At 62.0% G+C, this 24,899-nt stretch carries 24 protein-coding genes; 18 read left to right on the top strand and 6 right to left on the bottom strand.

The genetic code is table 11. The annotated features are described in order from the left end of the window. Positions 1 to 102: 102 nt before the first annotated feature. From pgeF to lgt, 3 genes are read right to left on the bottom strand one after another with little or no spacing between them, the layout of a single operon-like run. Positions 103 to 858 carry a peptidoglycan editing factor PgeF gene (gene pgeF, locus Q5Y75_RS18600; RefSeq protein ID WP_306200358.1) on the bottom strand — a complete coding sequence of 252 codons (756 nt, stop codon included), beginning with the start codon at positions 856 to 858 and terminating at the stop codon, positions 103 to 105. Next, complete coding sequence (locus Q5Y75_RS18605) at positions 855 to 1,922, bottom strand: class I SAM-dependent methyltransferase (RefSeq protein WP_306200600.1); 1,068 nt, start codon at positions 1,920 to 1,922, stop codon at positions 855 to 857. The genes pgeF and Q5Y75_RS18605 overlap by 4 nt, the downstream gene beginning before the upstream one ends. Beyond that, positions 1,919 to 2,818, bottom strand: coding sequence for a prolipoprotein diacylglyceryl transferase (lgt, locus tag Q5Y75_RS18610; protein WP_306200360.1), 900 nt, complete (start codon positions 2,816 to 2,818; stop codon positions 1,919 to 1,921). The genes Q5Y75_RS18605 and lgt overlap by 4 nt, the downstream gene beginning before the upstream one ends. A gap of 96 nt (positions 2,819 to 2,914) precedes the next feature. On the opposite strand from lgt, the gene Q5Y75_RS18615 reads away from it, so the two are divergent. The 5 genes from Q5Y75_RS18615 to Q5Y75_RS18635 all read left to right on the top strand — a co-directional run bounded on the left by Q5Y75_RS18615 (position 2,915) and on the right by Q5Y75_RS18635 (position 6,078). Continuing rightward, positions 2,915 to 3,163: an accessory factor UbiK family protein gene (locus Q5Y75_RS18615; protein WP_306200362.1), complete on the top strand. Its 249-nt coding sequence runs from the start codon at positions 2,915 to 2,917 to the stop codon at positions 3,161 to 3,163. Positions 3,164 to 3,442: 279 nt separating this feature from the next. After that, positions 3,443 to 3,943: a type III secretion system chaperone family protein gene (locus tag Q5Y75_RS18620; RefSeq protein ID WP_306200364.1), complete on the top strand. Its 501-nt coding sequence runs from the start codon at positions 3,443 to 3,445 to the stop codon at positions 3,941 to 3,943. Positions 3,944 to 3,978: 35 nt separating this feature from the next. Next, positions 3,979 to 4,794, top strand: a complete 816-nt coding sequence (proC, locus tag Q5Y75_RS18625; RefSeq protein WP_306200366.1) for a pyrroline-5-carboxylate reductase — start codon at positions 3,979 to 3,981, stop codon at positions 4,792 to 4,794. After that, positions 4,787 to 5,125 (top strand): tRNA-binding protein, encoded by a 339-nt coding sequence (locus Q5Y75_RS18630; RefSeq protein ID WP_306200368.1) that lies wholly within the window; start codon positions 4,787 to 4,789, stop codon positions 5,123 to 5,125. The genes proC and Q5Y75_RS18630 overlap by 8 nt, the downstream gene beginning before the upstream one ends. After that, positions 5,125 to 6,078: a 2-hydroxyacid dehydrogenase gene (locus Q5Y75_RS18635; RefSeq protein ID WP_306200370.1), complete on the top strand. Its 954-nt coding sequence runs from the start codon at positions 5,125 to 5,127 to the stop codon at positions 6,076 to 6,078. Before Q5Y75_RS18630 ends, Q5Y75_RS18635 begins: the two co-directional genes overlap by 1 nt. Positions 6,079 to 6,099: 21 nt before the next feature. Here Q5Y75_RS18635 and Q5Y75_RS18640 read toward each other — a convergent pair whose 3' ends face one another. Beyond that, positions 6,100 to 6,696 carry a thymidine kinase gene (locus tag Q5Y75_RS18640; RefSeq protein ID WP_306200372.1) on the bottom strand — a complete coding sequence of 199 codons (597 nt, stop codon included), beginning with the start codon at positions 6,694 to 6,696 and terminating at the stop codon, positions 6,100 to 6,102. 364 nt (positions 6,697 to 7,060) lie between these two features. Between Q5Y75_RS18640 and Q5Y75_RS18645 the strand changes: the two genes are divergently transcribed. From Q5Y75_RS18645 to Q5Y75_RS18655, 3 genes are all read left to right on the top strand, one after another. After that, positions 7,061 to 7,519, top strand: a complete 459-nt coding sequence (locus Q5Y75_RS18645; protein WP_306200374.1) for a hypothetical protein — start codon at positions 7,061 to 7,063, stop codon at positions 7,517 to 7,519. 4 nt (positions 7,520 to 7,523) lie between these two features. Then, the gene (gene arsH, locus Q5Y75_RS18650; RefSeq protein ID WP_306200376.1) at positions 7,524 to 8,243 is read left to right on the top strand and encodes an arsenical resistance protein ArsH; all 720 of its coding nucleotides are present in this window, start codon (positions 7,524 to 7,526) and stop codon (positions 8,241 to 8,243) included. A 129-nt stretch (positions 8,244 to 8,372) separates the two neighbouring features. After that, positions 8,373 to 8,699, top strand: a complete 327-nt coding sequence (locus tag Q5Y75_RS18655) for a hypothetical protein (protein WP_306200378.1) — start codon at positions 8,373 to 8,375, stop codon at positions 8,697 to 8,699. Between the two features lie 79 nt (positions 8,700 to 8,778). On the opposite strand, the gene Q5Y75_RS18660 is transcribed toward Q5Y75_RS18655, so the two are convergent. After that, the gene (locus Q5Y75_RS18660; RefSeq protein WP_306200380.1) at positions 8,779 to 9,903 is read right to left on the bottom strand and encodes a beta-ketoacyl-ACP synthase III; all 1,125 of its coding nucleotides are present in this window, start codon (positions 9,901 to 9,903) and stop codon (positions 8,779 to 8,781) included. Positions 9,904 to 10,072: 169 nt separating this feature from the next. Between Q5Y75_RS18660 and Q5Y75_RS18665 the strand changes: the two genes are divergently transcribed. Both Q5Y75_RS18665 and Q5Y75_RS18670 read left to right on the top strand, forming a co-directional pair. Further along, the gene (locus Q5Y75_RS18665; RefSeq protein WP_445758204.1) at positions 10,073 to 11,083 is read left to right on the top strand and encodes a bifunctional enoyl-CoA hydratase/phosphate acetyltransferase; all 1,011 of its coding nucleotides are present in this window, start codon (positions 10,073 to 10,075) and stop codon (positions 11,081 to 11,083) included. 70 nt (positions 11,084 to 11,153) lie between these two features. After that, the gene (locus Q5Y75_RS18670; RefSeq protein ID WP_306200382.1) at positions 11,154 to 12,614 is read left to right on the top strand and encodes an MFS transporter; all 1,461 of its coding nucleotides are present in this window, start codon (positions 11,154 to 11,156) and stop codon (positions 12,612 to 12,614) included. A gap of 6 nt (positions 12,615 to 12,620) precedes the next feature. Here the strand turns inward: Q5Y75_RS18670 and carB are convergent, their stop codons facing one another. Further along, positions 12,621 to 15,965, bottom strand: a complete 3,345-nt coding sequence (carB, locus tag Q5Y75_RS18675) for a carbamoyl-phosphate synthase large subunit (protein WP_306200384.1) — start codon at positions 15,963 to 15,965, stop codon at positions 12,621 to 12,623. A 182-nt stretch (positions 15,966 to 16,147) separates the two neighbouring features. Here carB and Q5Y75_RS18680 point away from each other — a divergent pair, with 182 nt between their 5' ends. From Q5Y75_RS18680 to Q5Y75_RS18715, 8 genes are all read left to right on the top strand, one after another. Then, positions 16,148 to 17,269, top strand: a complete 1,122-nt coding sequence (locus Q5Y75_RS18680; protein ID WP_306200604.1) for an aminodeoxychorismate synthase component I — start codon at positions 16,148 to 16,150, stop codon at positions 17,267 to 17,269. Then, positions 17,224 to 17,874, top strand: coding sequence for an aminotransferase class IV family protein (locus Q5Y75_RS18685; protein ID WP_306200385.1), 651 nt, complete (start codon positions 17,224 to 17,226; stop codon positions 17,872 to 17,874). The genes Q5Y75_RS18680 and Q5Y75_RS18685 overlap by 46 nt, the downstream gene beginning before the upstream one ends. Continuing rightward, positions 17,867 to 18,535: a CPBP family intramembrane glutamic endopeptidase gene (locus tag Q5Y75_RS18690; RefSeq protein WP_306200387.1), complete on the top strand. Its 669-nt coding sequence runs from the start codon at positions 17,867 to 17,869 to the stop codon at positions 18,533 to 18,535. The genes Q5Y75_RS18685 and Q5Y75_RS18690 overlap by 8 nt, the downstream gene beginning before the upstream one ends. An 87-nt stretch (positions 18,536 to 18,622) precedes the next feature. Further along, a complete protein-coding gene (gene aspS, locus Q5Y75_RS18695) occupies positions 18,623 to 20,398 on the top strand; it encodes an aspartate--tRNA ligase (protein WP_306200389.1) in 1,776 nt (591 codons plus the stop codon). 139 nt (positions 20,399 to 20,537) lie between these two features. Then, on the top strand, positions 20,538 to 21,920 hold the full coding sequence (locus Q5Y75_RS18700) for a DUF1800 domain-containing protein (protein ID WP_306200391.1): 1,383 nt from the start codon (positions 20,538 to 20,540) through the stop codon (positions 21,918 to 21,920). A gap of 12 nt (positions 21,921 to 21,932) precedes the next feature. Continuing rightward, on the top strand, positions 21,933 to 23,129 hold the full coding sequence (locus tag Q5Y75_RS18705; protein WP_306200393.1) for a DUF1501 domain-containing protein: 1,197 nt from the start codon (positions 21,933 to 21,935) through the stop codon (positions 23,127 to 23,129). A gap of 181 nt (positions 23,130 to 23,310) precedes the next feature. Next, on the top strand, positions 23,311 to 23,931 hold the full coding sequence (gene rpsD, locus Q5Y75_RS18710) for a 30S ribosomal protein S4 (protein ID WP_306200395.1): 621 nt from the start codon (positions 23,311 to 23,313) through the stop codon (positions 23,929 to 23,931). 144 nt (positions 23,932 to 24,075) lie between these two features. Beyond that, the gene (locus Q5Y75_RS18715; RefSeq protein WP_306200397.1) at positions 24,076 to 24,888 is read left to right on the top strand and encodes a methyltransferase domain-containing protein; all 813 of its coding nucleotides are present in this window, start codon (positions 24,076 to 24,078) and stop codon (positions 24,886 to 24,888) included. Positions 24,889 to 24,899 lie beyond the last annotated feature (11 nt).

Here is a 24,899-nt window from a genome sequence, read left to right on the forward strand (position 1 = left end):
TGATATTTATGACAAAAACCAAAACGGGCAGCCTGTCTACCAGCGGCAGATGGTCTATCTTCGGCCACATTTGTGACACGTCAGAGCCGTCCACCTGCGATGTCAGAGGCGAATGGCCGAGATCAATCGCCCGTAATCGGCCTCTTTGGCATGGGTGCTGCGACGATAGGAATAGAATCGGTCGGCATCCGAATAGGTGCAGTGCCGCGTCCATTCCGCCTGTTCGACCCCGGCGCGGCGCAGGCGGTGAAGGCCAAAGGCGGGCAGGTCGAACTGCATCCGGTCGCCTTGTCCATTGGCAAAGAAACGCGCGTTTTCCGGGTCGTCCTGCATGAACTCGTCAAACATTTCAGGCCCGACTTCATAGGCGCGCTGCGAGATAGCTGGGCCGATCACGGCCATGATCTGCGAGCGCTGCGCGCCCAGACCTTCCATTGCATCCAGTGTGGCTTCTAGCACCCCGGAAAGCGCGCCGCGCCACCCGGCATGGGCTGCGCCGATGACACCCGCCTTCGGATCGGCAAAGAGCACGGGCTGGCAATCGGCCGTCAGAATCGACAGCGCCAGACCCGGCGTAGACGTCACCACCGCGTCGGCTTTGGGCTTGTCGGGCAGTGGGTGGTCCACAATCACCACGTCGGGGGAATGCACCTGATGCACGCCAACCAGATGGGTCTCTGGCACGTCCAGCGCCTGCGCCGCGCGCTGGCGGTTGATTGCGACCGCCTCTCGTTGGTCGGATGAGCCGGTGCCGCAGTTCAGCCCGGCAAACACCCCGGACGAGGCTCCGCCCCGGCGGGTAAAGAACCCGTGTCGAATTGGGGACAGGCCATCTGAGGTCAGGATTTCCAGTGTCATGCTTCCAGCCCGGGTGGAGGGTTCGCGGCAGCTGGGTAGAGGCCCAGCACCTTGAACAGGTTTCCCATTTCCTCGGGATGCGTCAACCGGCGATGCGCGGAAATCAGGGATTGCAGCTCTGATCCGCTCAGGGGTTCCGCAAGTTTCTGCGCGCGCTCGGTGATGCCCAGCCGCTCCAGAAACACGCCTTGCGGAGTCAGGCGGGTATGGGCGCAGCCCGTGCGATGCGCCATCTGCGCCAGGACTTCGAAATCCACATGCACGGTCAGATCGGCCTGTCCGGGCTCTGCCAATGGATCGGTTTTCTGATGATGTCGCACCGCCTGCAGCGTGTCACCCAGCGAGCGCCAGTCACCATAATCGATCAGCAGCGCCGCGCCGCCATGTGCCACGATTCGCTCTGCGATACCCGTTATGATCGGGCGCGCGGCATCGCATATCTCGACCAGATCGCCGGGTTCGGTGTCCTCCAGACGATGCGCCAGACCCGGCTGCGGGGCGTCTGCCCCCAGACCAAAGGCTAGCACCCCGTCCTGCGCACCGATAAGGCGTTCGCGCCACCCCGAGGCCTCGCGGATGAATTGCCGAATCGGCAGCGCGTCGAAGAATTCGTTGGCGATAAGGAAGAGCGGCGCCTGCGGCAGGGTGTGGACATTGTCTGTCCAAAGCGGATCGTCCGTAGCCAGTCTGTCGGCCTGCATCTGTTGCAAGGTGGGCGAGGCCTCGATCAATATGATCTGCGCGGCGGCGTGAAACCCTGGCACCGCGGCGGTTGCGCGCTGAAGATCTGCCATCAACGTGCCGCGACCGGGGCCAAGCTCGGCCAGCGTGAAGGGGTCGGGGCGGCCCTGATCGATCCAGGCCTGCGCCAGCGACAGGCCCAACAACTCGCCGAACATCTGGCTGATCTCGGGCGCGGTGGTGAAATCGCCCCGGACGCCAAAGGGATCGCGCGTAGCGTAATAGCCGAATTCCGGGTGCAGCAGGCAGTCTGACATGTACTGCGCCACGCTCAGCGGCCCGGTTTGGCTGATCCGCTCCAGCAGCAGGGCGCGCAGGCTCATGCCGGTGCGGCGCTGGCCGCGCGACGTGCCCGCAGGATGAACCACAGCCCCAGCGCGATCATTGGCAGCGACAGGATTTGTCCCATGGTCAGCCCATAGCCGCCCACATGCCAGGCGAGCCCCAGCGGGTTGCCGGGCGAGATGAACTGCGCATCGGGCTGGCGCAGGAACTCGACCAGAAATCGCGCAAGGCCATAGCCTGCAAAGAACGTGCCCATGATCTGGCCGGGCCGTTTGAACGCCCCACGCCGATAGGCCAGCCAGAGCAACAGCGCGCCTAGCACCAGCCCTTCCAGCGCGGCCTCATAAAGCTGTGAGGGGTGGCGGGCGCAAAGACCCTCGACCCCCGGACAGTTCTGCGCGGCCCCACCGGGAAAGATCACCGCCCAGGGCAGCTCTGACGGACGCCCCCAAAGCTCGGCATTGATGAAATTTGCCAGCCGACCAAGCAACAGCCCCGGCGGCACTGTATGGGCCACCAGATCGCCAAGCGTCAGCGCGGGAACCTTCTGCCGGACGGCAAAGATCCAGGACGCGGCCACTACGCCCAGCATACCGCCATGAAAGGACATGCCGCCCTGCCAGACCATCAGGACCTCGATAGGATGGGCAAGGTAATAGGCGGGTTCGTAGAACAGCACAAAACCCAGCCGTCCGCCCAGAATCACACCCAGAATGATCCAGGTGATCAGATCGTCCAACTGCACACGATTAAGCGGCGCATGATCCCCGTGCCAAAGCGCCGGGCGCGCGATGGCCATTCGCGCCAGTTGCCAGGCGATCAGGATGCCGACGATATAGGCCAGCGCATACCAGCGCGGCGCAAAGTCGAAACCAAGCAGCGAGATGGTGAAGATCTCGGGCGAAAAATCCGGGAAGGTGAGAACAGCCTGCATGGCGCTTCAATGCCCATGCGGGGCAGTGCAAGTCAACCTTGAGACGCGGCGCATTCTTGCCCATATAGAGGGCAGCCGCGAAACCGGAGACATGACATGCAAAGCCGCAACAAAGTACTCGACGATATCTCGCAACTGATGACCAACGCGATGGGCGTGGCGCAAGGCGCACGGGAGGAGGCCGAAACCGCCATGAAGTCGATGATCGACCGCTGGCTGGCCGACCGCGACTTCGTCACCCGCGAAGAATTCGACGCCGTGCGCGCCATGGCGCAGAAGGCCCGCGAAGAGAACGAAGCGCTGGCCGCGCGGATCGCCGCATTGGAAGAAAAGCAGGGCGGCTGACGCAATACTGCACATCCTCGACGTCAGGGCGCGCGGTGTATCATGCACCGGTGCGCCCTTTTTGCAAGCAAATCCCGGTTAACACCCCAATATTTCGGGCGAAGTGACAATCACTCCACAACTTATTGCCGTTATCCCCAAAATTAGGGGTTGCCACACTGGCTGCAACGCAGCACCATATCTGGTACAAGCTGCGGGAAACGCCCCGGTTTGTAGAGCAGGCAACTAGCGCTGGGGCGCTGCCAGCCCCAATCCGCTAGAGATCAGTGAGGTGGCATCATGGCCCTTTCCGAGCAGTATCTGGAAGAAGACATTCACCCCATCGACATCGTCGAGCATATCGCCGAGCACCATGACTGGGATTTTGATCGTATCGGGGACGATCAGATCGCCATGGCGGTAGAGGGACAATGGCGGACCTATTCCATCACACTCGCCTGGTCGGGTTATGACGAGACCCTGCGCATGGTCTGCACCTTTGAAATGGAGCCGCCCGAGGAAAAGCTTCCGCAGCTATATGAGCTGATCAACGCGATGAACGATCAGTGCTGGGCGGGGGCCTTCACCTATTGGGGTGGTCAGAAACTGATGGTATATCGGTATGGTCTGGTTCTGGCGGGCGGCCAAGTTGCAAGTCCCGAGCAGATCGATACGATGATCAACGCTGCCGTGCTAAGTGCCGAACGGTATTACCCGGCGATCCAGCTGATGGTTTACGGTGATCGCAGCCCGGCGGATGCGATGCAGGTTGCCATTGCAGAGGCGTATGGCCGCGCATAAACCTTGACCCCGAACGTATCGACGGGAGGGGTGTCATGGACATGTCACGGATCGCGGCGCAGGGGCTTGTCCTGCTGGGCTGCGGAAAGATGGGATCGGCGATGCTGGCGGGCTGGCTCTCGGAAGGGCTGCCCGCTTCGTCCGTTTGGGTGATCGATCCGGCCCCTTCGGACTGGTTGCGCGGAACTGGCGTGCATATAAATCAATCGCTTCCCGACGCCCCAGCGATTGTTTTGGTCGCGGTCAAACCGCAAATGATGGGCGATGCGCTGCCCGTCCTTCAGGATCTGGGAGGCGGGGCGACACTGTTCGTATCAGTGGCGGCGGGCACCGCCATCGCCACCTATGAAGAGATCTTGGGCGACCGCACCCCGATCATCCGCGCCATGCCCAATACCCCGGCCGCCATCGGGCGCGGCATCACGGCGCTGATCGGCAATGCCCATGCCAACGAAGATCACCTCGATCTGGCCGAGGGGCTGCTGGCCGCTGTCGGTCAGACGGTTCGGCTTGACCATGAGGGTCAGATGGATGCGGTTACTGGCGTCAGCGGCTCTGGCCCGGCTTATGTCTTTCACCTGATCGAAACCCTTGCTGATGCAGGTGAGGCGCAGGGTCTGCCCGCAGACCTTGCATTGCAACTGGCCCGCGCGACCGTGGCAGGTGCCGGCGCGCTGGCCGAAAGCGCCGAGGAAAGTCCCGGCCAGTTGCGCGTCAACGTGACCAGCCCCAATGGAACCACGCAAGCCGCCCTTGAGGTGCTGATGCACGAAGAGGAAGGGTTTCCGAACCTGCTGCACCGCGCGGTGACTGCCGCGACCGAGCGCTCAAAGGAGCTGTCCCTTGGCTGAGATCTCGTTTGATGACTTCCTTAAGGTCGATATTCGCGTCGGTGAGGTGATCCGGGCGGAGCCTTACCCCGAAGCACGCAAACCGGCGATCAAGCTGTGGATCGACTTCGGCGATGAGATTGGTGTGCGCAAATCCTCGGCCCAGATCACCGCGCATTACGCGCCCGATGCGTTGATCGGCAAACAGGTGATGGCGGTGGTGAACTTTCCGCCGCGCCAGATCGGCAGATTCATGTCCGAGGTGCTGGTGCTGGGCCTGCCGGATGACGAAAAAGAGATCGTTCTGATCGGCCCCGACGGGGCTGTGCCCAAAGGCGGGAGGATGCATTGATGCGCGTCTGGATCACACGTCCAATGACAGAAGCGGTCATCGCGCGAGCGAAGGAGACGCTCGATGTGGAATTTCGAGCGGAAACTACCCCGCTTGACCCCGATGAGCTGCGCCGTGCCCTGACTGAGTTCGACGTCGTGGTACCGACGCTGGGCGACCGGTTCAGTGCCGAGGTATTTGGCGCGGTGAAGCAGCCTCGCTGCCGCCTGCTGGCCAATTTCGGGGTCGGCTACAATCATATAGATGTTGTGGCAGCGGGCGCCTCCGGCATCGCCGTCACCAATACGCCGGGCGCCGTCACTGATGCCACCGCGGATATTGCCCTGACGCTGCTGTTGATGACCGCGCGGCGCGCGGGCGAGGGCGAGCGGCTGGTGCGTGCGGGCAATTGGCAGGGCTGGCATCCGACCCAGATGCTGGGTCATCACGTCACCGGCAAGCATCTGGGCGTTGTGGGCATGGGCCGGATCGGGCAGGCAATCGCGCGGCGCTGCCATTTCGGGTTCGGGATGGAGGTGTCGTATCTGGCCCGCAGCCCCAAGGAACTGAGCTTTGCCGCCACGCAGGCGGATGATCTGCGCGGCCTCGCGGCCTCGGTCGATTTTCTGGTCATCGCGGTGCCGGGCGGGGCCGAGACCACCCATCTGATCAACGCCGGTGTGCTGGCAGCGATGAAACCCTCGGCGCTGCTGATCAATATCGCCCGAGGTGAGGTTGTGGATGAGGCCGCGCTTATTTCGGCCCTGCAGGCAGGGCAGATCGCGGGGGCGGGGCTGGATGTCTATGAATTCGAGCCAAAAGTGCCGGATGCGCTGATCGGCATGGAGAATGTGACCCTGCTGCCGCATCTGGGCACGGCAACTGAAGAGGTCCGAACAGCGATGGGGTATATGGCGTTGGACAATGTGGTGGCCTGTATCGCCGGTCAGGACCTGCCGAACCTTGTGAGCTGACCCCCCGTCGTTCGACCCGGTTCAGCGTGCCTCCGTGGGGAGGTCACCCATCGCCTCGCGCCAATGCTTGCGGCAGAGTGAGACATAGGTTTCATTCCCGCCGATCTGAACCTGCGCGCCCTCAGTGATTGCACGCCCCTGTTCATCCTGCCGGATGACCATCGTGGCCTTGCTGCCGCAGGCGCAGATCGTGCGCACTTCGCGCATTTCATCGGCCAGCGCCAGCAGGGTGGCCGAGCCCGGAAACAGCTTGCCCTGAAAGTCGACGCGCAGCCCGTAGGCCAGAACGGGCACCCCCAGATCATCGACGGCGCGCGCCAGTTGCCAGACCTGATCGGGGGTCAGGAACTGCGCCTCGTCAACAAAAACGCAAGCCAGCCGCCCTTGATCTAGCTGGCGGGCGATCATCACAAAAACGTCATCGCTGGTGGTGAAGGTATCGGCTTCGGCGCCGATGCCGATCCGTGAGGCGATCCGGCCTTGCCCGGCGCGCCCGTCGATGGCGGCCGTCATCAGATAGGTCTGCATGCCGCGTTCGCGGTAATTATGGGATGCCTGCAGCAAAACGGTCGATTTGCCGGCATTCATCGTCGAATAGTTGAAATAGAGCTTGGCCATGGGGCCGGTCTAAATCGCAAGACAGTCCCGGACAAGTTGCGAAGTAAAGGAAAAAACCATCGTCTCCGCACATCCTCGCAACTCTTGTGCTGCGCGCTTGGCAGCAGGCCGCGTTGGATGGCGGAGACCTGTACCCCAACTCACTCTCTAATTCACCACAACGGCTCCAGAGGCTTTGGTATTGCCCACCAGAGCCCACTAGTTAACCGACGCCGTTCGACGCCCCCACTCTCTCAAAAACCCTCAGAAAACCTGAGGGATAGCCAATTTGTTACATTTGATTTAAGAGTCAGGAATGGGAAATATCCCGGGCCTTTCCCCTCTTGGTGACTGTTGGGGGGGCGACAGTTGAGAGAGGGTAACAATGGCCGAGATCGGGTCTTATCTGAAAAAGCACACCGAGGCGCTGGTCAAGGATGTGGGTATTGAGGCAGCCTGCGAACTGACAGGAAAATCCAAGGCGACACTGGGGCGGTATTATTCCGACAATTCCGAACATCTCGACCGCTTCATGCCCGTGGATGCGGTGGCCCGGCTGGAACAGGCGGCAAGCTATCCGCATGTAACTTCGGCGCTGGCAGAGTTGAAAAACATCACGCTGTCTCACGGCAGCGCCCCGGCCAATAGAGAGCGTCAAGGCGGCGTGAACGCGGATGTCATAGCGCTCAGCCAGCGTTTTGCGATGCTGATGACGGAATATCAGGAAGCCATAGAGGACGGCATCATCACCGTGAATGAGGCCAAGCGTCTGCTCAGGGAAACCGTGGCGCTGCAGCAGGTTCTGATCGACATGAAGCTGCATCTGCAGGAAGAAAGCACCTGAACCGGTGGATCTTGACGACCTGCCGAGTATCGTCCCCGAGGCGCTACAACCGATTGCCGTTGATGGCCTGATCGCCGAGGGGGACCCCACCCATCCGCCGCGTATCCTGTTGCTTTACGGGTCGCTGCGCGATGTCAGCTATTCCCGCAAGGCTGCGGAAGAGGCCGCGCGCATCCTGCGCGCCTTTGGCTGCGAAACCCGCATATTCGACCCCGCCGGTCTGCCTTTGCCCGATGATGCGGGGGCCTCGGAACATCCCAAAGTGGCGGAGCTGCGCGATCTGGCGGTCTGGTCCGAGGGTATGGTCTGGTCTTCGCCGGAACGGCATGGCGCGATGACCGGTCTGATGAAGCTGCAGATCGATTGGCTGCCCCTGTCACTCAAGGGCGGCATCCGGACAACCCAGGGCAAGACGCTGGCGGTGATGCAGATCTCGGGCGGGTCGCAATCCTTCAACGCGGTGAACCAGATGCGTATTCTGGGGCGTTGGATGCGGATGCTCACCATCCCGAACCAAAGCTCGATCCCCAAGGCCTGGCTGGAATTTGATGAGGACGGGCGGTTGCCCGAAGGCTCGTTCTATCGCCGGGTGGTGGACGTGATGGAGGAGTTGGTGAAGTTCACCTATCTGGTGCGCGGGCGGCAATCCTACCTCGTCAATCGCTACTCGGAACGCGTCGAGAGCGTCGAAGAGGTGCACAAGCGCGTGTCGAAACCATCCTGAGCTTCGATCTGCTCAAACGCCCTGGCAATGTGATCTGATTGCCGGTCTCTGCCGTATTCAATTCATATATATATTTTTTTGAAAGGAATTGAGATGTCAGGAGGACATGTTTTGGGATTTGGGAGGAGTGTGCCCCTCGAAGACAAGATTTCCGAGCTTGATGATTATCGTCTGACAGATGAGGGCTATTTGCTTTTCACGCTTCTCCACATCGTGGACGACATCGACGTTGATGCGTTCGTTTTCAACGACGAACGGGCCGACGCCCCTGCGCCCGCAGAGCCAAGCGCCGAGTTTGCTCCGTCCTTAGGGGCCGTCGCGCTCGCGGAGGATGCTGGTCAGGGTTTCACTGGTTCCCTCGCGCCTGCACCGTTGAAACCTTCCGACGATGTCATTGAGCATATTGATTTCGAGGATGTTCTTTTTGAACCTGAAACCTATGAGCACGTTCTTTAGGCCCGGCCTTGGCACGTGAGTTTCCGCTTGGCTTATAGTTCGTGCAGACCTGCGCGGGCGGCTCTACCGCCCCGCGCGATCAGCTATGGCGCCGGACGATCACCGAACCCACGGAATAGCCCGCCCCGAAGGAACAGATCAGGCCAAGATCACCCTCGGCCAGATCGTCGGAATATTTGGAAAACGCGATGATAGAGCCTGCCGAGGAGGTGTTTGCATAGTCCTGCAGAATGTTGGGTTGCTCGCCCGCCTCTGGTTCGCGGCCCAGGACCTTCTTGCCGATGAAGTCATTCATCGTCTTATTGGCCTGATGCAGCCACAGCCGTTTCAGATCGGCGCTGCCGACGCCCTCGTCGGCCATGTGATCGGTGATATGCTGGCTGACCATCGGCAGCACTTCCTTGAACACCTTGCGGCCGTTCTGCATGAACTGCATGTCGCGGCGGTCTTCCATGCCAGCGGGGCGCGAGCGACGCAGGAAACCGTTATTGTTGCGGATATTATTCGAGAATTTGGTGGCGCAGCGGGTCGAGAGCACCTCGAAACAGGGGCCTTTGGCGTCTTCGGTGCGTTCCAGAACCACGGCGGTGGCCACGTCTCCGAAGATGAAGTGACAGTCCCGGTCGCGCCATTCCAGATGCGCGGTGCAGATCTCGGGGTTCACCACCAGCGCCGAGCGGATGCTGCCCGAGCGGATCATGTCAGCAGCGGCCTGCAGGCCAAACGTGGCCGAGGAACAGGCAACGTTCATGTCAAAGGCGAACCCGTCGATGCCAAGTGCGTCCTGCACCTCGATTGCAATTGCCGGATATGCGCGTTCGTGGTTGGATGCTGCGCAGATCACGGCATCGATATCGCCTGCTTCGCGACCGGCCTGCGCCAGGGCTTTTTCAGCGGCGTCCACAGCCATTTCAGTCATGAGCCCTGGTTCGTCATCGCTGCGCTGGCGCAGCAGCGGGTGCATCACATCGGGGTCCAGAATGCCGGTCTTGTCCATGACATAGCGGTTCTCGATCCCACTGGCCTTGAAGATGAACTCTTCCGACGAATGCTGCATCGCGTCAACAGAGCCTGCGGCGATCTCATCGGCATGTTCGCCATTCCAATTATCCGCATAGGCATTGAACGCCGTGACCAGTTCGGCATTGGTGACCACATCGGTAGGCGTGAAAACACCGGTGCCTGTGATGGCGGGCGTGTACATGGCTTGCTCCTGCGAAATGATGATTTGCCTAAGATGCTGCGCGGGGCGGCAAGGTTCAAGAGGCGTCGCGCAGCACAATCTTGCTCATATGCGGCATTTGGCTCTGCACACCCGCGCCGAACGGGCCTAGGCTGGCCGCAACTCAACCCATCAGCGCAGAGAGAATGCGATGACAATGACGGTTCCCCCCGACACCAAAGACGCAGCAGGCCAGCTGTTGAGCGGGCAGAACATGCCCTGTTTCGAGGCGCTGCTGCAACGCTCGCGGCCACATGACCCGATCCGCACCGCGATCGTGCATCCCTGTGACGAACATGCGCTTGAAGGCGCGATGCAATCCCGCGCGGAAACGCTGATCGAGCCGGTGCTGGTCGGCCCGCGCGCGCGGATCGAGGCCGCCGCGACTGCGGCCGGTATCGACCTGACCGGGATCGAGATCGAGGACACTCCCCACAGTCATGCCGCCGCCGAACGCGCGGTCGAACTGGCCCGTGCAGGCAAGGTCGAGGCGCTGATGAAAGGCGCGCTGCATACCGACGAGATCATGGGCGCAGTCGTGCATGCCAAAACCGGGCTGCGCACCGAACGCCGCATGAGCCATGTCTTTGTGCTGGATGTCTCGCGCTATCCCCGGCCTCTGCTGGTGACGGATGCGGCCATCAACATCTTTCCCGATCTCGAAACCAAGGCGGATATCATCCGTAACGCGATCGGGCTGGCCAGATCGCTGGGCATCGACCCGCCGAAAGTGGCGATTTTGTCGGCGGTCGAGACGGTGACCGAGAAGATCCCTTCGACCGTCGAGGCGGCGGCGCTGTGCAAGATGGCAGATCGCGGTCAGATCAAGGGAGGTGAGTTGGATGGCCCGCTGGCGTTCGACAATGCGGTCTCTCCCGAGGCGGTCGAAGCCAAAGGCATCGTGTCTCCGGTGGCCGGGCAGGCGGATATTCTGGTCGCCCCGGATCTGGAGGCAGGCAATATGATCGCCAAGCAACTGATCTATCTGGCGGGCGCGGGCTGTGCCGGTCTGGTGCTGGGCGCACGCGTGCCGATCATGCTGACTAGCCGGGCGGATGGGGTTGTGGCGCGGGTGATGTCGGCGGCGCTGGCCCAGCTTTATGTGCGTAACAGACATGGCGCGGTGCCGGGAACGCTGGCCAAGCCGATAGCCGAGGATTGAGGGTGCAGGAAAGGCTTGACCTCAACCTAACTTGAGGTCGTAGCAAGGTCATAGTCACGCGGAGAAGACCATGACCGACCTGTCTCAATCCTCCGAGCCTGCCGTTTCGGGCAGCGTCTCCTGGCGCGCGTTGCTGACTGGGCCTCATGCCGCTGCGCTGGCGTTGATCTGCCTGTCGGTCTGGCTGCACTCCGCTGACAGCCTAATGGTCGCAACCATGCTGCCGTCCATCGTGGCCGAGGTTGGTGGTGCCGCATTGGTGGGTTGGTCGGTGTCGCTTTATGAGATCGGGTCGATCATCGCGGGCAGCGCCAGCGCCCTGCTGACCATGCGTTATGGTTTGCGCAGGCCGATGATCTGCGCCGCATCGCTCTTTGCGGCGGGCTGCCTCGTCAGCGCGCTCAGCCCGTCCATGCCCTTGGTGCTGATGGGCCGCCTGTTGCAGGGGCTGGGCGGCGGCGGCTTGGTGGCGCTGGGCTTTGTCGCGGCGGGCGTGATCTTTCCGCGCAGCCATACGGCGCGGGTCATGGCGGCCATTTCGACGCTTTGGGGCGTCTCGGCCTTTATCGGGCCGCTGATCGCGGCCTTATTCGTGGAATATGCCAACTGGCGTTGGGGATTTGCGTTTTTCGGCCTACAGGCAGTTGCGCTGGCGCTCTGGATCGCGCTGCGGCCGGAACCGGAGAACGCGCGCGGCACGGGCGAGGCGGGCCGGTTCCCGCTCAAGCGTCTGGCGCTGCTGTCGGCGGGGATCGTGTTGGTCGCGTCGGCGGGGGTCGAGATCGGCCCCCTGCGCACCCCCGCGTTGATGGTCGCAGGGCTGGCCTGCCTTGCCACGTTTCTTTGGCTGGACGGGCGCGGCGGTGAGAGCCGGTTGCTGCCGCGCGCTGCCTTTGACCCGCGCCACCCGACCGGCGCGGCGTTGCTGATGATCCTGTGCCTGTCGATGGCCACGATTGCCATCACCGCTTTTGGCCCCCTGCTGCTCACCGCGATCCACGATGCCGCGCCTCTTGCGGTGGGCTATATCATCGTCTGCTCTTCGGTTGGTTGGACGCTCACCGCGATCCTGGTCAGCGGATCACCCGAGCGCTACGACAGGTTCTTCATTGCGCTGGGCATGGGCCTTGTCTGCCTGAGCATTCCCGGCTTTCTCTATGCGGTGCCGCGGGGCCCGCTCTGGCTGATCGCGATGATGGCCGCGCTGGAAGGGGGCGGGTTCGGCATGGCCTGGACCTTCATCCTGCGTCGCTGCACCGCGTTGGCCGCGCCGGACGAAGTGCAGCGCGTTTCGAGCGCTATCCCGACGGTACAGCGCGCAGGCTACGCGCTGGGCGCGGTGGTTATCGGCATGGTGGCGAACGCAACCGGGTTTCTGGAATTGCAGCGCGAGGGGAGCGCTGCCACCGTCTCCAACTGGGTCTTTGTCGCCTGCATTCCCTTCGCGATGATCGGGCTTTGGGCGATGGTGATGTTCCTTCGCGAACGTCCCATGGCGCAGGCCAGAGGCCCGCGCCAGGATGCCGTCTAGTCGCGATCACATCTGCAGTGATTTCACCTCGACATCGCCGTCCGCTTGCGCACGGATTGCCAGCGCAGCGGCATATGAGGCGGCAGCGGTGGTGAAATAGGGGATCTTGTCATAAAGCGCGATTGAGCGGATCGACTTGGAATCCTCCACCGCTTGCGCGCCTTCGGTCGAGTTCATCACCAGTTGCACGCCACCGTTTTTCATCAGGTCGGTGACGTCCGGGCGGCCTTCATAGACCTTGTTGACCACGCCACAGGGCACTTCATGCCCATCCAGCCAGCTTTGGGTGCCGCGGGTAGCAACCAGCGTAAAGCCTTGCTCCACCAGCACTTTCGCGGCCTCCAACATGTCCGAACCTTTGTCGGCATCCTTGATCGAGATGAAGGCACAGCCCGACGATGGGAGCACCATGCCCGCGCCGATCTGCGCCTTGAGGAAGGCGCGGGGGAAGTCGCGGTCCCAGCCCATGACCTCGCCGGTCGAGCGCATCTCGGGGCCAAGGATGGTATCGACACCGGGGAAACGGGCAAAGGGCAGCACGGCTTCCTTCACCGAGAACCACGGCATGTTGGGATCGGCCAGCGTCATCTGGTCGGCGATCTTGGTGTCATCGACATGTTTGTAGGGCGGGCGCATCGGGAAATTCGACAGCGGCTCGCCCGCCATCACCCGTGCGGCGATGGAGGCAATGGCGCTGTCGGTGGCCTTGGCCACAAACGGTACGGTGCGCGAGGCGCGCGGGTTGACCTCAATCAGGTAGATCTCGTTGTCCTTGACGGCGAATTGCACATTCATCAGCCCGATCACATTCAGGGCCTTGGCCAGCTTATGCGCCTGATCCTTGACCTGTTCGATGATCTCATCCGACAGCGAATAGGGGGGCAGTGAACAGGCGCTGTCGCCCGAATGCACACCAGCCTCTTCGATATGCTGCATGATGCCTGCCACATGCACATCCGTCCCGTCGCAGAGCGCATCCACATCCAGTTCCACCGCCCCGGCCAGATAGCTGTCCAGCAACACCGGACTGTCGCCCGAGACCACAACGGCCTCGCTGATATAGCGCTCAAGCTGCGCCATATCGCGCACGATCTCCATCGCGCGACCGCCCAGCACATACGAGGGGCGAATCACCAGCGGGAAGCCGATTTCCTCTGCAATGGCAAGAGCTTGTGCGTCCGTCGAGGCAATGCCGTTGCGGGGCTGCTTCAGACCTAGGTCATTGACCAGTGCCTGGAACCGTTCGCGGTCTTCAGCCAGGTCAATGGCGTCTGGCGTGGTGCCCAGGATCGGGATGCCCTCAGCCTCCAGCGCATTGGCCAGTTTCAGCGGGGTCTGGCCGCCGAATTGCACGATCACGCCATGCAGGGTGCCGTTTTCCTGTTCCTTGGTCAGGATTTCCATGACGTGTTCGAAGGTCAGCGGCTCGAAGTACAGACGGTCCGAGGTGTCGTAGTCGGTGCTGACGGTCTCAGGGTTACAATTGACCATGATGGTTTCATAGCCCGCATCCGTCAGCGCGAAACAGGCGTGGCAGCAGCAATAGTCAAACTCGATTCCCTGACCAATCCGGTTCGGGCCACCGCCCAGAATAACCACTTTCCTGCGATCCGAGGCGCGCGCCTCGCATTCCACCTCGCCCATCATCGGGGCTTCGTAGGTGGAGTACATGTAGGGCGTCTGCGCCTCAAACTCGGCGGCGCAGGTGTCGATGCGCTTGAACACCGCCGAAACACCCAGGTTTTGCCGCGCGCGGCGCACGTTGTTTTCGTCCCGGCCTGTCAGCGCGCCCAGACGGGCATCTGTGAAGCCCAGCATCTTGAGCGAGCGTAACCCGGCCTCGGTCAACGGCAACCCGTCGCGCCGGACCTGCGCCTCGGCTTCGACGATTTCGCGGATACGGGCGAGGAACCAAGGGTCGAACTTGGTGACGCCAAAGATTTCATCATTGCTCAGCCCGTGCCGCATGGCCTGCGCGATGGTGCGCAACCGGTCGGGCGTCTGCTGGCTGATCGCCTTGATCACGGCGGCCTTGTCATCCGCCTCGTCCCAGGGACCCACGTTGAGGCCCGGAATGGTGACCTCGTCAAAGCCGGTCAGACCCGATTCCATCGAGGCCAGCGCCTTTTGCATCGATTCGTGGATGGTGCGGCCAATCGACATCGCCTCACCCACCGATTTCATCGCGGTGGTCAGATAAGGTTCGGAGCCGGGGAATTTCTCAAAGGCGAATTTCGGGATCTTGGTCACGACATAGTCGATGGTCGGTTCGAAGCTGGCGGGCGTGACCTTGGTGATATCGTTGTCCAATTCGTCCAGCGTATAGCCCACGGCCAGCTTGGCCGCGATCTTGGCAATCGGGAAGCCGGTTGCCTTCGACGCCAGCGCCGAAGAACGGCTGACACGCGGGTTCATCTCGATCACGACCATGCGGCCATCCTCGGGGTTGATCGCCCATTGCACGTTCGATCCACCGGTCTCGACGCCGATTTCGCGCAGAACGGCAATCGAGTGGTTGCGCATGATCTGAAATTCTTTGTCGGTCAGCGTCAGGGCTGGCGCGACGGTAATCGAGTCCCCTGTGTGCACGCCCATGGGATCGACGTTTTCGATGGAGCAGACGATGATGGCATTGTCGGCGGTGTCGCGCACCACCTCCATCTCGTATTCCTTCCAGCCCAGAAGGCTTTCATCGACGAGGATCTGCCCCACAGGGCTGGCATCCATCCCCGAGCGGCAGATCGCCTCATAATCATCGCGGTTATAGGCGACGCCGCCGCCAGTGCCGCCAAGGGTAAAGGCCGGGCGGATGATGGCGGGCAGACCGATTTCCTCAAGCGTTTCCAGGGCAAGTGCCACGCCTGCTGTCAGGTCTTTGGTGCCATCGGAATCCTTGGGCGCAGTCACGATGGTGGCGCGCGGGTTTTCGATGCCCAGCCGGTCCATCGCCTCGCGGAACAGCTTGCGGTCTTCGGCCATTTCGATGGCGTCGCGCTTGGCTCCGATCATCTCGACGCCGAATTCCTCCAGCACGCCCATCTCTTCCAGCGCCAGTGAGGTGTTCAGCCCGGTCTGCCCGCCCATAGTCGGTAGCAGCGCGTCAGGGCGTTCTTTCTCGATGATCTTGGCGACAATCTCGGGTGTGATCGGCTCAATATAGGTGGCATCGGCGAGGCCGGGATCGGTCATGATCGTCGCCGGGTTCGAGTTTACCAGAATGACCCGGTAGCCTTCCTCGCGCAGCGCCTTGCAGGCCTGGGCACCGGAATAGTCGAACTCACAGGCTTGGCCGATGACGATGGGGCCCGCCCCGATGATCATGATCGACTGGATGTCGGTTCTCTTCGGCATGGCCCAAACCCCTGTGATGTCGCGAGTCAACGGGCACACCCCTGCGCCCAAATTGTCCTGCGTTATAGGGAGCGCGCGAAAAGGTGCAAGGGGTATCGGAAACCATCAACAACCTGCCGCTTTCCCCCTTCCAGTTTTCTGTGGTTGCTCTATATCCGAAGCCTTCTGACACGGGGCTGGATGTGGACATACGCTTTGATCAGGGTCCGGCGGGTCCGGGCACAGCGTTTACTTCTGCCGATGAGGTGATCCGCGCGGATGTGGCGGCGGATGTGCCAGCGACATTGGCACGCATCGATGCCGCGCGCGCCTCAGGCAAATGGCTGGCGGGCTATGCCAGCTATGAGTTGGGTTATGTGCTGGAGCCCCGGCTTGCACCGCTGCTGCCCGAAGGCAGGCGGCTGCCGCTTTTGTGCTTTGGCGTCTATGACGCGCCCGAGGTGCAGGATGCGCAGATGCCCGGTGCCGCGCTCTCGCAACCAAAGCCGCGCTGGGACGAGGCCCGCTATTTGCGGGCCTTTGACCGCGTGCATGAGGCGATCGGGGCTGGCGACATCTATCAGGCCAATCTGACCTTTCCAATCGATCTGGATATCGAGGGCGAAGCGGCCCCGCTGTACTCGGCGCTTTGCGGCGTGCAACCGGTTCTGCACGGCGCGCTTGTGACACAGGAAGGCTTGCCCGATCTGCTCAGCCGCTCGCCGGAGTTGTTTTTCCGCACGGATGAAGATGGTGTTATCGAAACCCGCCCGATGAAAGGCACCCAACCCCGCAGCGTCGATCCCGAAGAGGATGAGCGCAGCCGCGTGTTTCTGGCCGGTGATGCCAAGAACCGGGCTGAGAACCTGATGATCGTGGACCTGTTGCGCAACGACATCAGCCGGGTCTCGGTACCCAGCACGGTGAAGGTGCCCGAGCTGTTTCATGTCGAATCCTATGCAACGGTGCATCAGATGACGTCGCTGGTGCGGGCACAGCTACAGCCCCGCACGCAATTGTCGGACATCCTGCGCGCGCTCTTTCCCTGCGGCTCGATCACCGGAGCGCCCAAGATCAAGGCGATGGAAATTCTGCGCAATCTGGAACCCTGGCCGCGTGACATCTATTGCGGCAGCATTGGCTGGGCCGCGCCGGACGGGCGGTCGGAGTTCAATGTGGCGATCCGCACATTGATGGTCGAGGAAGGCGCGGCAACCCTGAATGTGGGCGGCGGTGTGGTCTGGGACAGCACCAGCGCCTCGGAATATGAGGAGGCGCTATGGAAAGCCCGCTTCGCCACCCAACTGAGCCTGATTTCCGCCTGATTGAAACGCTGGGCATCGACCCTGCGCGTGGCTTTGTCCGGCTGGACCAGCACCTGGATCGTATGGCGCACTCGGCGCGGGTACTGGGCATTTCTTTCGATCGAGCCGCCGCGGTCTCCTGCCTGAATGGGGCGGAGGGCGACGCGCTTTTGCGTTGCCGATTGACGCTGGATGCAAGCGGCGCATTTGCTCTGGCCACCGGCGCGCTGACGCCATCGCCTGCGCTGTGGCGCGTGGCGATTGCACAAGAGCGCCTGAACCCGGATGACCCTTGGCTGCGCCACAAGACAACCCGGCGTGCGCTTTATGACACCGCCCGCGCGGCCTTGCCCGGCGGTGTGGACGAATGGCTATTCCTGAACACAAAGGGTGAACTCTGCGAAGGCACCATCACCAATCTGTTCGTCACCCGTGAAACAGGTGAGGTGATCACCCCTCCGCTCTCCTGCGGCTTGCTGCCCGGCATTCTGCGGCAGGAAATGCTGATGCAAGGCGCTGCAAGCGAACAGATCGTCACCCTTGACGATCTGCGCTGGGCTCGGCTCATATCGATGGGTAATTCCCTGCGGGGGCTGATCCAGGTGGAGCTGGTTGAGAGTGTTTAGTGATCTGTCCCTCTACAACGCGCCAAGCGACCGAAGACTGAAGCTAGAGTTTGTCTTGTTCTATCTGGCCGCTCCTGTGTTCATTGCCGTGTTCCTGCCGCCCACCATGATGTTCCAGGCGCTTTTTGCCTTCACCGGGCTGGGGCTGGCGCTGTTGCATTTCACCCCGGATTTCCGCTGGGCCGAGCTGCGCTATGGCTGGCGTGACTGGGCCTGGCGCGAACTGGCCCTTTTTGCGATCCTGATGCTGGTACTCTGCGTGGCGTTGATCTACCTGCTGCGACCCGAGGCCGCGTTCTTTCTGCTGCGCCAGCGCCCGGAACTGCTTGCCTTCATCTGGATCGGGTATCCGCTGGTCTCTGCCCTGCCACAGGAATTGCTGTTTCGTCCGCTGTTCTTCCGCCGCTACGGCGCGATCCTGCCACAGGGACAAAGGGCCGATATTCTGAACGCGGCGATATTCTCGTTTGCGCATCTAATGTATTGGAGCTGGCTGGTCGCGCTGATGACCTTTGCCGGAGGGCTGCTGTTCTCCTGGGCCTATCGCCAGCGCGGCGCGTTTGTCTATGCGGTGCTGCTGCACGCTGTTGCCGGAAACATCCTCTTTGCGGTCGGAATGGGCGTCTATTTCTATTCTGGAAACGTGGTGCGACCGTTTTGAGCCTGTTCCGTCCCGTGCTCCCTTGACTTCCCGCGCGTGCCGGGGTGTATCGGCGCGACATTTTACGCGCCCGAAGGGATATCACCGATGCATGTCTATCGCAGCCACACCTGCAACGACCTGACCGCCGCCAATGTGGGCGAGACCGTCCGCCTGTCCGGCTGGGTGCATCGGGTACGAGATCACGGCGGGCTGCTCTTCATCGATTTGCGCGACCATTACGGTGTGACGCAGGTCATGGCCGACCCCGACAGTCCGGTCTTTTCTGAGATCGAAAAGGTCCGGTCCGAATGGTGCATCCGCATCGACGGCAATGTGAAAGCGCGCGACGAAAGCCTGATCAACTCCAAGATCGCCACCGGCGAGATCGAGGTGTTCATCCGCGATATCGAAGTGCTGGGCGACGCGGGTGAGTTGCCGCTGATGGTGTTCGGCGATCAGGAATATCCCGAGGAAACCCGCCTGCGCTATCGCTATCTGGACCTGCGCCGTGAGGCGATGCAGCGCAATATGACCCTGCGCTCGGATGTTGTGGCCTCGATGCGCCGCCGGATGTGGGACAAGGGGTTCCGCGAATACCAGACGCCGATTATCACCGCATCCAGCCCCGAGGGCGCACGCGACTTCCTCGTGCCCTCGCGCCTGCATCCGGGCAAGTTCTACGCCCTGCCGCAGGCGCCGCAGCAGTTCAAGCAGTTGATCATGGTGTCTGGCTTCGACAAGTATTTCCAGATCGCGCCCTGTTTCCGCGACGAGGACCCGCGCGCCGACCGTTCGCCCACCGACTTCTACCAGCTCGACCTTGAGATGTCCTTCGTCGAACAGCAGGACGTGTTCGATACGATCCAGCCGGTTTTGCAGGGCGTCTTCGAGGAATTCGGCGGCGGTCGCAAGGTCGATCAGGACTGGCCGCAGATCAGCTATCGCGATGCGGCGCTCTGGTATGGCACCGACAAGCCCGACTTGCGCAACCCAATCAAGATGCAGGACTGCTCGGACCATTTCCGGGGCTCGGGCTTTGCCATCTTTGCCAAGCTGCTGGAACAGGACGGCACCGAAATCCGCGCCATTCCCGCGCCGACGGGCGGCAGCCGCAAATTCTGCGACCGGATGAACAAGTTTGCCCAGCAAGAGGGCCTGCCGGGCATGGGTTACATCTTCTGGCGCGATCAGGGCGAGGGAATGGAAGCGGCAGGACCGCTGGCAAAAAACATCGGTCCCGAGCGCACCGAAGCCATCCGTGAGCAACTGGGTCTGAGTGTGGGAGACGCGGCTTTCTTCCTGGGTGGCAAGCCGAAAGCCTTTGAAAAGGTTGCAGGCAAGGCGCGCGACGTGATTGGCGCCGAACTGGGCCTGACTGATCAGGACCGTTTCGCCTTTGCCTGGATCGTCGATTTCCCGATCTACGAACAGGACGAGGAAACCGGCAAGATCGACTTCGAACATAACCCGTTCTCCATGCCCCAGGGCGGCATAGCGGCGCTGGAGGGTGATCCGCTCAAGGTGCTGGGCTACCAGTATGACCTGTCCTGCAACGGCTACGAGCTGGTCTCGGGCGCGATCCGGAACCACAAGCCCGAGATCATGTTCAAGGCCTTCGAGATCGCGGGGTATGGCAAGGACGAGGTGGAAAAACGCTTTGGCGGCATGGTCAACGCCTTTCAGTACGGCGCGCCGCCCCATGGCGGCTGCGCGGCGGGCATCGACCGGATTGTGATGCTACTGGCGGACACGGCGAATATCCGCGAGGTCATCATGTTCCCGATGAACCAGCGCGCCGAAGACCTGATGATGGCGGCCCCCTCCGAGCCCAGCAGCGACCAGTTGATGGAGCTGGGCCTGCGCGTTATTCCGCAGGATTAAGCCTGGCCCATTCGCAAATATTTGCCGGCGCGCGACGGAATCCGCGCCGATCTGCGTTTAATGGTCTCAAGAGCGTGATTTCGGTGGTCCGGGCCTCTATGCTAAGTCTCGGGCGATCCTGGAACTGAGGAGGGTAGAGGTGCGCTATTCCCCGGAATTGGCGGCGATCCGGTTTGGGTGCGGGTTGTCTCCTGCTTTGCCTCCGCCACGGTCGGTCAGCGATTTGCTGGACGGGCTGATCGGACCCGATGAGATGGCCCGAACCTATCCGATCGAGCTGTTTGACCGGTACCAGAACCGGTTGATCGACCTTACCGCCCTCTGGAAAGCGCATCGCAAAGCCAAAGAGCGCGAGGCAAAGGGCCAGCTGCGTGACCAGATAGATGCGGTCCGAGATCAGGCGCGGCGCGACGCGTCGATCTGGTTTGCCCATACGCTGATGCGCTGGATCGATACGCAGAGCGGCCTGCGCGAACGGCTGGCATTTTTCTGGGCCGACCATTTCACCGCGCTTGGCAAGAGCGGTGCGATCCGCTATTCTGGCCTGCCTTATGTGGAACAGGCGATCCGTCCCAATATGACCGGGTATTTCTCGGATTTGCTGATCTCCGTCACCACCCATCCGCTGATGCTGCAATATCTCGATCAGGCCTATTCGATCGGCCCCGGCAGTCCTATTGCCCGGAAAAAGCCGGGCAGGGGGCTGAACGAAAACCTCGCGCGCGAGGTACTGGAACTGCACACGATGGGCGTCGATGGCGCCTATACACAGTCCGATATCCGCGCCCTGGCCGAACTTTTCGCCGGGTTGAGCTATGATTGGGCGGGTGGTTTCCGCTATCGGGCCGACTTTGCGCAACCCGGGGGCGAGACGGTTCTAGGCCAGTCTTACGGGGGTAAGAAAGCGTCGCTGTCACCGGTGTTGGAGTTCCTGCGCGATCTGTCGGTCCATCCCGATACCGCCCGCCATATTGCCCGCAAGCTGGTGGTACATTTCGTTTCGGACACGCCCGATCCCGATCTGGTCGCGCATGTGGCGCGGCGCTATCGTGAAAGCAATGGTCATCTGCTGACGGTCTATGGTGCTCTGCTCGAACACCCCGGGGCCTGGCAATCCGAGTTGATGAATGTGAAACCCCCTGCCGATTTTGTGGCGTCTGCCTGCCGTGCGCTCAATGTGCGCCCCGATCGGCTTGATCTGGACCGCCCGGGCCGGTTGCGTCGGCGGCTCGTTCACCCGATGGCCGGGATGGGGCAACGCTGGATGGCGCCCGAGGGGCCGGATGGCTGGCCCGAGGAGGACGCCGCCTGGATCACGCCGCAGGGTTTGGCGAGCCGAATCTCATGGGCCATGACCCGGCCCCGGCAGTTGGTCGGCGACCTGCCCGACCCGAGGCGGTTTCAGTGGGATGCGCTGGGCTCTTATGCGCCCGCATCGGTGCAGTTTGCGGCGCAGGCCGCGGAAACGCGGGCCGAAGGGATCGGTCTGGTGTTGGCATCGCCAACGTTCCAGCGGCGATAGAAGGGGAACGCGATGGCACTTGATCTGACACGACGCAGCTTTCTGACCCGATCGGCACTTATTGGCTGTTCGGCTGCGGCCAGCCCTCTGCTGACGCGGGTCAGCTTCGCTGCGGCCCCTTGGGACACAAGGCTGGTGGTGATCATCCTGCGCGGCGGCATGGATGCGCTGGATGTGGTGCGCCCCCTTGGCGATCCCGACTATACAAGCGCGCGGGCAGGGCTCCTGCGGCAGGACGATCCGGTGATCGATCTGGACGGGTTCTATGCGCTGCATCCGGGGCTGCAACCTCTGCTGCCGCTCTGGCGGGCAGGTGAGTTCGGTGCCGTGCAGGCGGTTGCGACGCCCTATCGTGACAAGCGCAGCCATTTCGACGGTCAGGACCTGCTGGAAGCGGGCAGCACGGGGCTGGGCGATGTGGCGGGCGGCTGGCTGAACCGGGCGCTGGGGCAGGTGCCGGGCGTATCTTTGCGCACCGGTTTCGCACTGGGGCATGGTGAGATGAAGGTGCTGGCGGGCGACACGGCGGTGACCGACTGGTACCCCGATACGGCCCTGACTCTCAGCCCGCAGGCCGCCCTGCTTGCCGAACAGATGATGGCCGAAGACCCGTTGTTCCACGGGGCCTATGCGCAGGCCATGGCGCTTATGGGAGAGGGGCAGGAGGGTGAGACCGCCACCAACGGAGCTGCCAAAGGCAAGCGCCGATTGCCCGAGCATGTGAACATCGCCAGCTACGCCGCCGAACAGCTGCGCGGCGACGCGCGGGTTGTTGGCTTCTCGCTCAACGGATGGGACACCCACCGGGCGCAGACAAAGGGGCTGACCCGGGCGCTGAAGCGGCTGTCGCAAACGATCCTGACGCTCAAGCGCGAGCTGGGCGCGCCAGTCTGGGGCAAGACCGTGGTGCTGGCCATGACTGAGTTCGGCCGCACTGTGCGTCAGAACGGCACCGGGGGCACCGATCATGGCACCGGCGGCGCGCTGCTCTTTGCGGGTGGGGCGGTGCGAGGCGGTCAGGTGCTGGGCGACTGGCCGGGCCTGCAGGAAAGCGCTTTGCTCGATCGACGCGACCTGATGCCGACCGCAGATCTGCGGGCCTATGTCGCGGGTGTCTTGCAAGGGGTTGCGGGTTTGGACCGTGCCGCGCTTGAAGGCACGGTTTTCCCGGGGCTGGATATGGATGGCCCGACAAGCTTGCTGCTGTGATCCATCGCGGTAATGCTGGCGCAAAAACACGGTTGACTCGGCCCATGCCATCTCTATAAGCGCGGCTTCATTGGTGTTGGTGGCCCCCGCAAGGGGATGCCTGTCATGGGGTCAGACCCAAGAGGACAACGCCCTTCATAGTGGTCCATCCCGGACCTCGACCTAACGAAGGAGATCAGCCGTGACCAAACGCACGTCTGCCAAGCATAAAATCGATCGCCGTATGGGCGAAAACATTTGGGGTCGCCCCAAATCCCCCGTCAACCGCCGCGAATACGGCCCCGGCCAGCACGGTCAGCGCCGCAAGGGCAAGCTCAGCGATTTCGGCATCCAGCTGCGCGCCAAGCAGAAGCTGAAAGGCTACTATGGCGATCTGACCGAAAAGCAGTTCCGCCGCATCTATGCTGATGCCGTGCGTGTATCCGGTGACACCGGTGAAAACCTGATCGGCCTGCTGGAGCGTCGCCTGGACGCCGTCGTCTACCGCGCCAAGTTCGTGCCGACCGTCTTTGCCGCCCGTCAGTTCGTGAACCACGGCCACGTGAAAGTGAACGGCAAGCGCGTCAACATCCCGTCCTACCGAGTCAAGGAAGGCGACGTCATCGAGGTGCGCGACAAGTCCAAGCAGCTGGCCATCGTGCTGGAAGCCGCCGCTCTGGCCGAGCGTGACGTGCCGGACTACATCGACGTTGATCATTCGAAAATGACCGCCACTTTCGTGCGCGCACCCGGTCTGGGCGATGTGCCCTATCCGGTCATGATGGAGCCGAACTTGGTCGTGGAATTCTACGCGAAGAACTGATCTTCGCCAGATTTCCGGTTTTTGGAAGGGCTGCGCGGATTGCGCAGCCCTTTTTCGTGCGCTGAACAGTGATTCAGCGCGGATGATAAGTCTTTGAGAAACTCTGATATGCTGGGCCTAAACATCAGAAATGGATGCAGCACCATGTCAGACCCTTACTCAGACCTAGCCGGGCAGAACCAGAGCACCCAGGCTCTGATCGCCGACGCGATGGAGGCACGCTGTATGGAACCGGCCCAGATCGCGATCCGGCGCGCTTATCTGAGCGGGCTTTCCGTGCCCGCCGATGCTTTTGCCGTTGAGTTCGGATCGGGAACCGGTCATGTAACAAGCGATCTCATTGCTATGGCTGGCGCTACGCGGGCGCTTGGCATTGAGCCGTCGCCGGTGATGGTTGCTCGGGCACAGGCGCATTTTGCCGATGATCCGCGTTTGAGCTTTAAAACCGGTGACGCCAAGCGGACCGAGTTGCAGGACGCCACGGTTGATCTGGTCCTGATGCACACGTTGCTGTGCCATGTTCCCGAGCCGCAAGAGGTGGTTGCCGAGGCGTTTCGGATTCTGAAGCCCTGGGGACAATTGGCGATCTGTGACGGGGACTACGATACCGCCACGGCCCAGATTGCGGATTATGATCCGCTGGATCAGATCATTCGTTTCATGATCAATCAAAACGTGACGAACCTGTGGATCATGCGCCAGATCACCGAGATTCTGACGGGCGCGGGGTTCACGCTCGGGCCACGGCAGGGGCATGGCTATGTCGCGGAAGGCGAGGCCACCTATTTCATGACCGTCATCAGCAGGGGGGCGGATCGGATGATGGAAACCGGGTTGCTGTTTCCGGAAACGGCCCAAGCCCTGAAGGATGAGGCGCAACGCCGGGTCGAGGCCGACAAGTTCTTTGGCTTCATGTCATATGTCAGCCAGATTGCGATCAAACCTGGCACTGCGTGATCGCGTCGGGC

The organism is Ruegeria discodermiae, assembly GCF_030758345.1.
GTDB lineage: Bacteria > Pseudomonadota > Alphaproteobacteria > Rhodobacterales > Rhodobacteraceae > Ruegeria_C.

What these genes read in the sequence shown, in the direction of transcription:
- Q5Y75_RS18605 (WP_306200600.1), bottom strand. Translation starts at nt 1,922, where the DNA reads ATGAGCCTGCGCGCCCTGCTGCTGGAGCGGATCAGCCAAACCGGGCCG.
- Q5Y75_RS18705 (WP_306200393.1), top strand. Translation starts at nt 21,933, where the DNA reads ATGGCACTTGATCTGACACGACGCAGCTTTCTGACCCGATCGGCACTT.
- Q5Y75_RS18670 (WP_306200382.1), top strand. Translation starts at nt 11,154, where the DNA reads ATGACCGACCTGTCTCAATCCTCCGAGCCTGCCGTTTCGGGCAGCGTC.
- Q5Y75_RS18665 (WP_445758204.1), top strand. Translation starts at nt 10,073, where the DNA reads ATGACAATGACGGTTCCCCCCGACACCAAAGACGCAGCAGGCCAGCTG.
- Q5Y75_RS18685 (WP_306200385.1), top strand. Translation starts at nt 17,224, where the DNA reads ATGGAAAGCCCGCTTCGCCACCCAACTGAGCCTGATTTCCGCCTGATT.
- aspS (WP_306200389.1), top strand. Translation starts at nt 18,623, where the DNA reads ATGCATGTCTATCGCAGCCACACCTGCAACGACCTGACCGCCGCCAAT.
- Q5Y75_RS18660 (WP_306200380.1), bottom strand. Translation starts at nt 9,903, where the DNA reads ATGTACACGCCCGCCATCACAGGCACCGGTGTTTTCACGCCTACCGAT.
- carB (WP_306200384.1), bottom strand. Translation starts at nt 15,965, where the DNA reads ATGCCGAAGAGAACCGACATCCAGTCGATCATGATCATCGGGGCGGGC.
- Q5Y75_RS18615 (WP_306200362.1), top strand. Translation starts at nt 2,915, where the DNA reads ATGCAAAGCCGCAACAAAGTACTCGACGATATCTCGCAACTGATGACC.
- Q5Y75_RS18715 (WP_306200397.1), top strand. Translation starts at nt 24,076, where the DNA reads ATGTCAGACCCTTACTCAGACCTAGCCGGGCAGAACCAGAGCACCCAG.
- pgeF (WP_306200358.1), bottom strand. Translation starts at nt 858, where the DNA reads ATGACACTGGAAATCCTGACCTCAGATGGCCTGTCCCCAATTCGACAC.
- Q5Y75_RS18645 (WP_306200374.1), top strand. Translation starts at nt 7,061, where the DNA reads ATGGCCGAGATCGGGTCTTATCTGAAAAAGCACACCGAGGCGCTGGTC.
- Q5Y75_RS18640 (WP_306200372.1), bottom strand. Translation starts at nt 6,696, where the DNA reads ATGGCCAAGCTCTATTTCAACTATTCGACGATGAATGCCGGCAAATCG.
- lgt (WP_306200360.1), bottom strand. Translation starts at nt 2,818, where the DNA reads ATGCAGGCTGTTCTCACCTTCCCGGATTTTTCGCCCGAGATCTTCACC.
- Q5Y75_RS18620 (WP_306200364.1), top strand. Translation starts at nt 3,443, where the DNA reads ATGGCCCTTTCCGAGCAGTATCTGGAAGAAGACATTCACCCCATCGAC.
- proC (WP_306200366.1), top strand. Translation starts at nt 3,979, where the DNA reads ATGGACATGTCACGGATCGCGGCGCAGGGGCTTGTCCTGCTGGGCTGC.
- Q5Y75_RS18635 (WP_306200370.1), top strand. Translation starts at nt 5,125, where the DNA reads ATGCGCGTCTGGATCACACGTCCAATGACAGAAGCGGTCATCGCGCGA.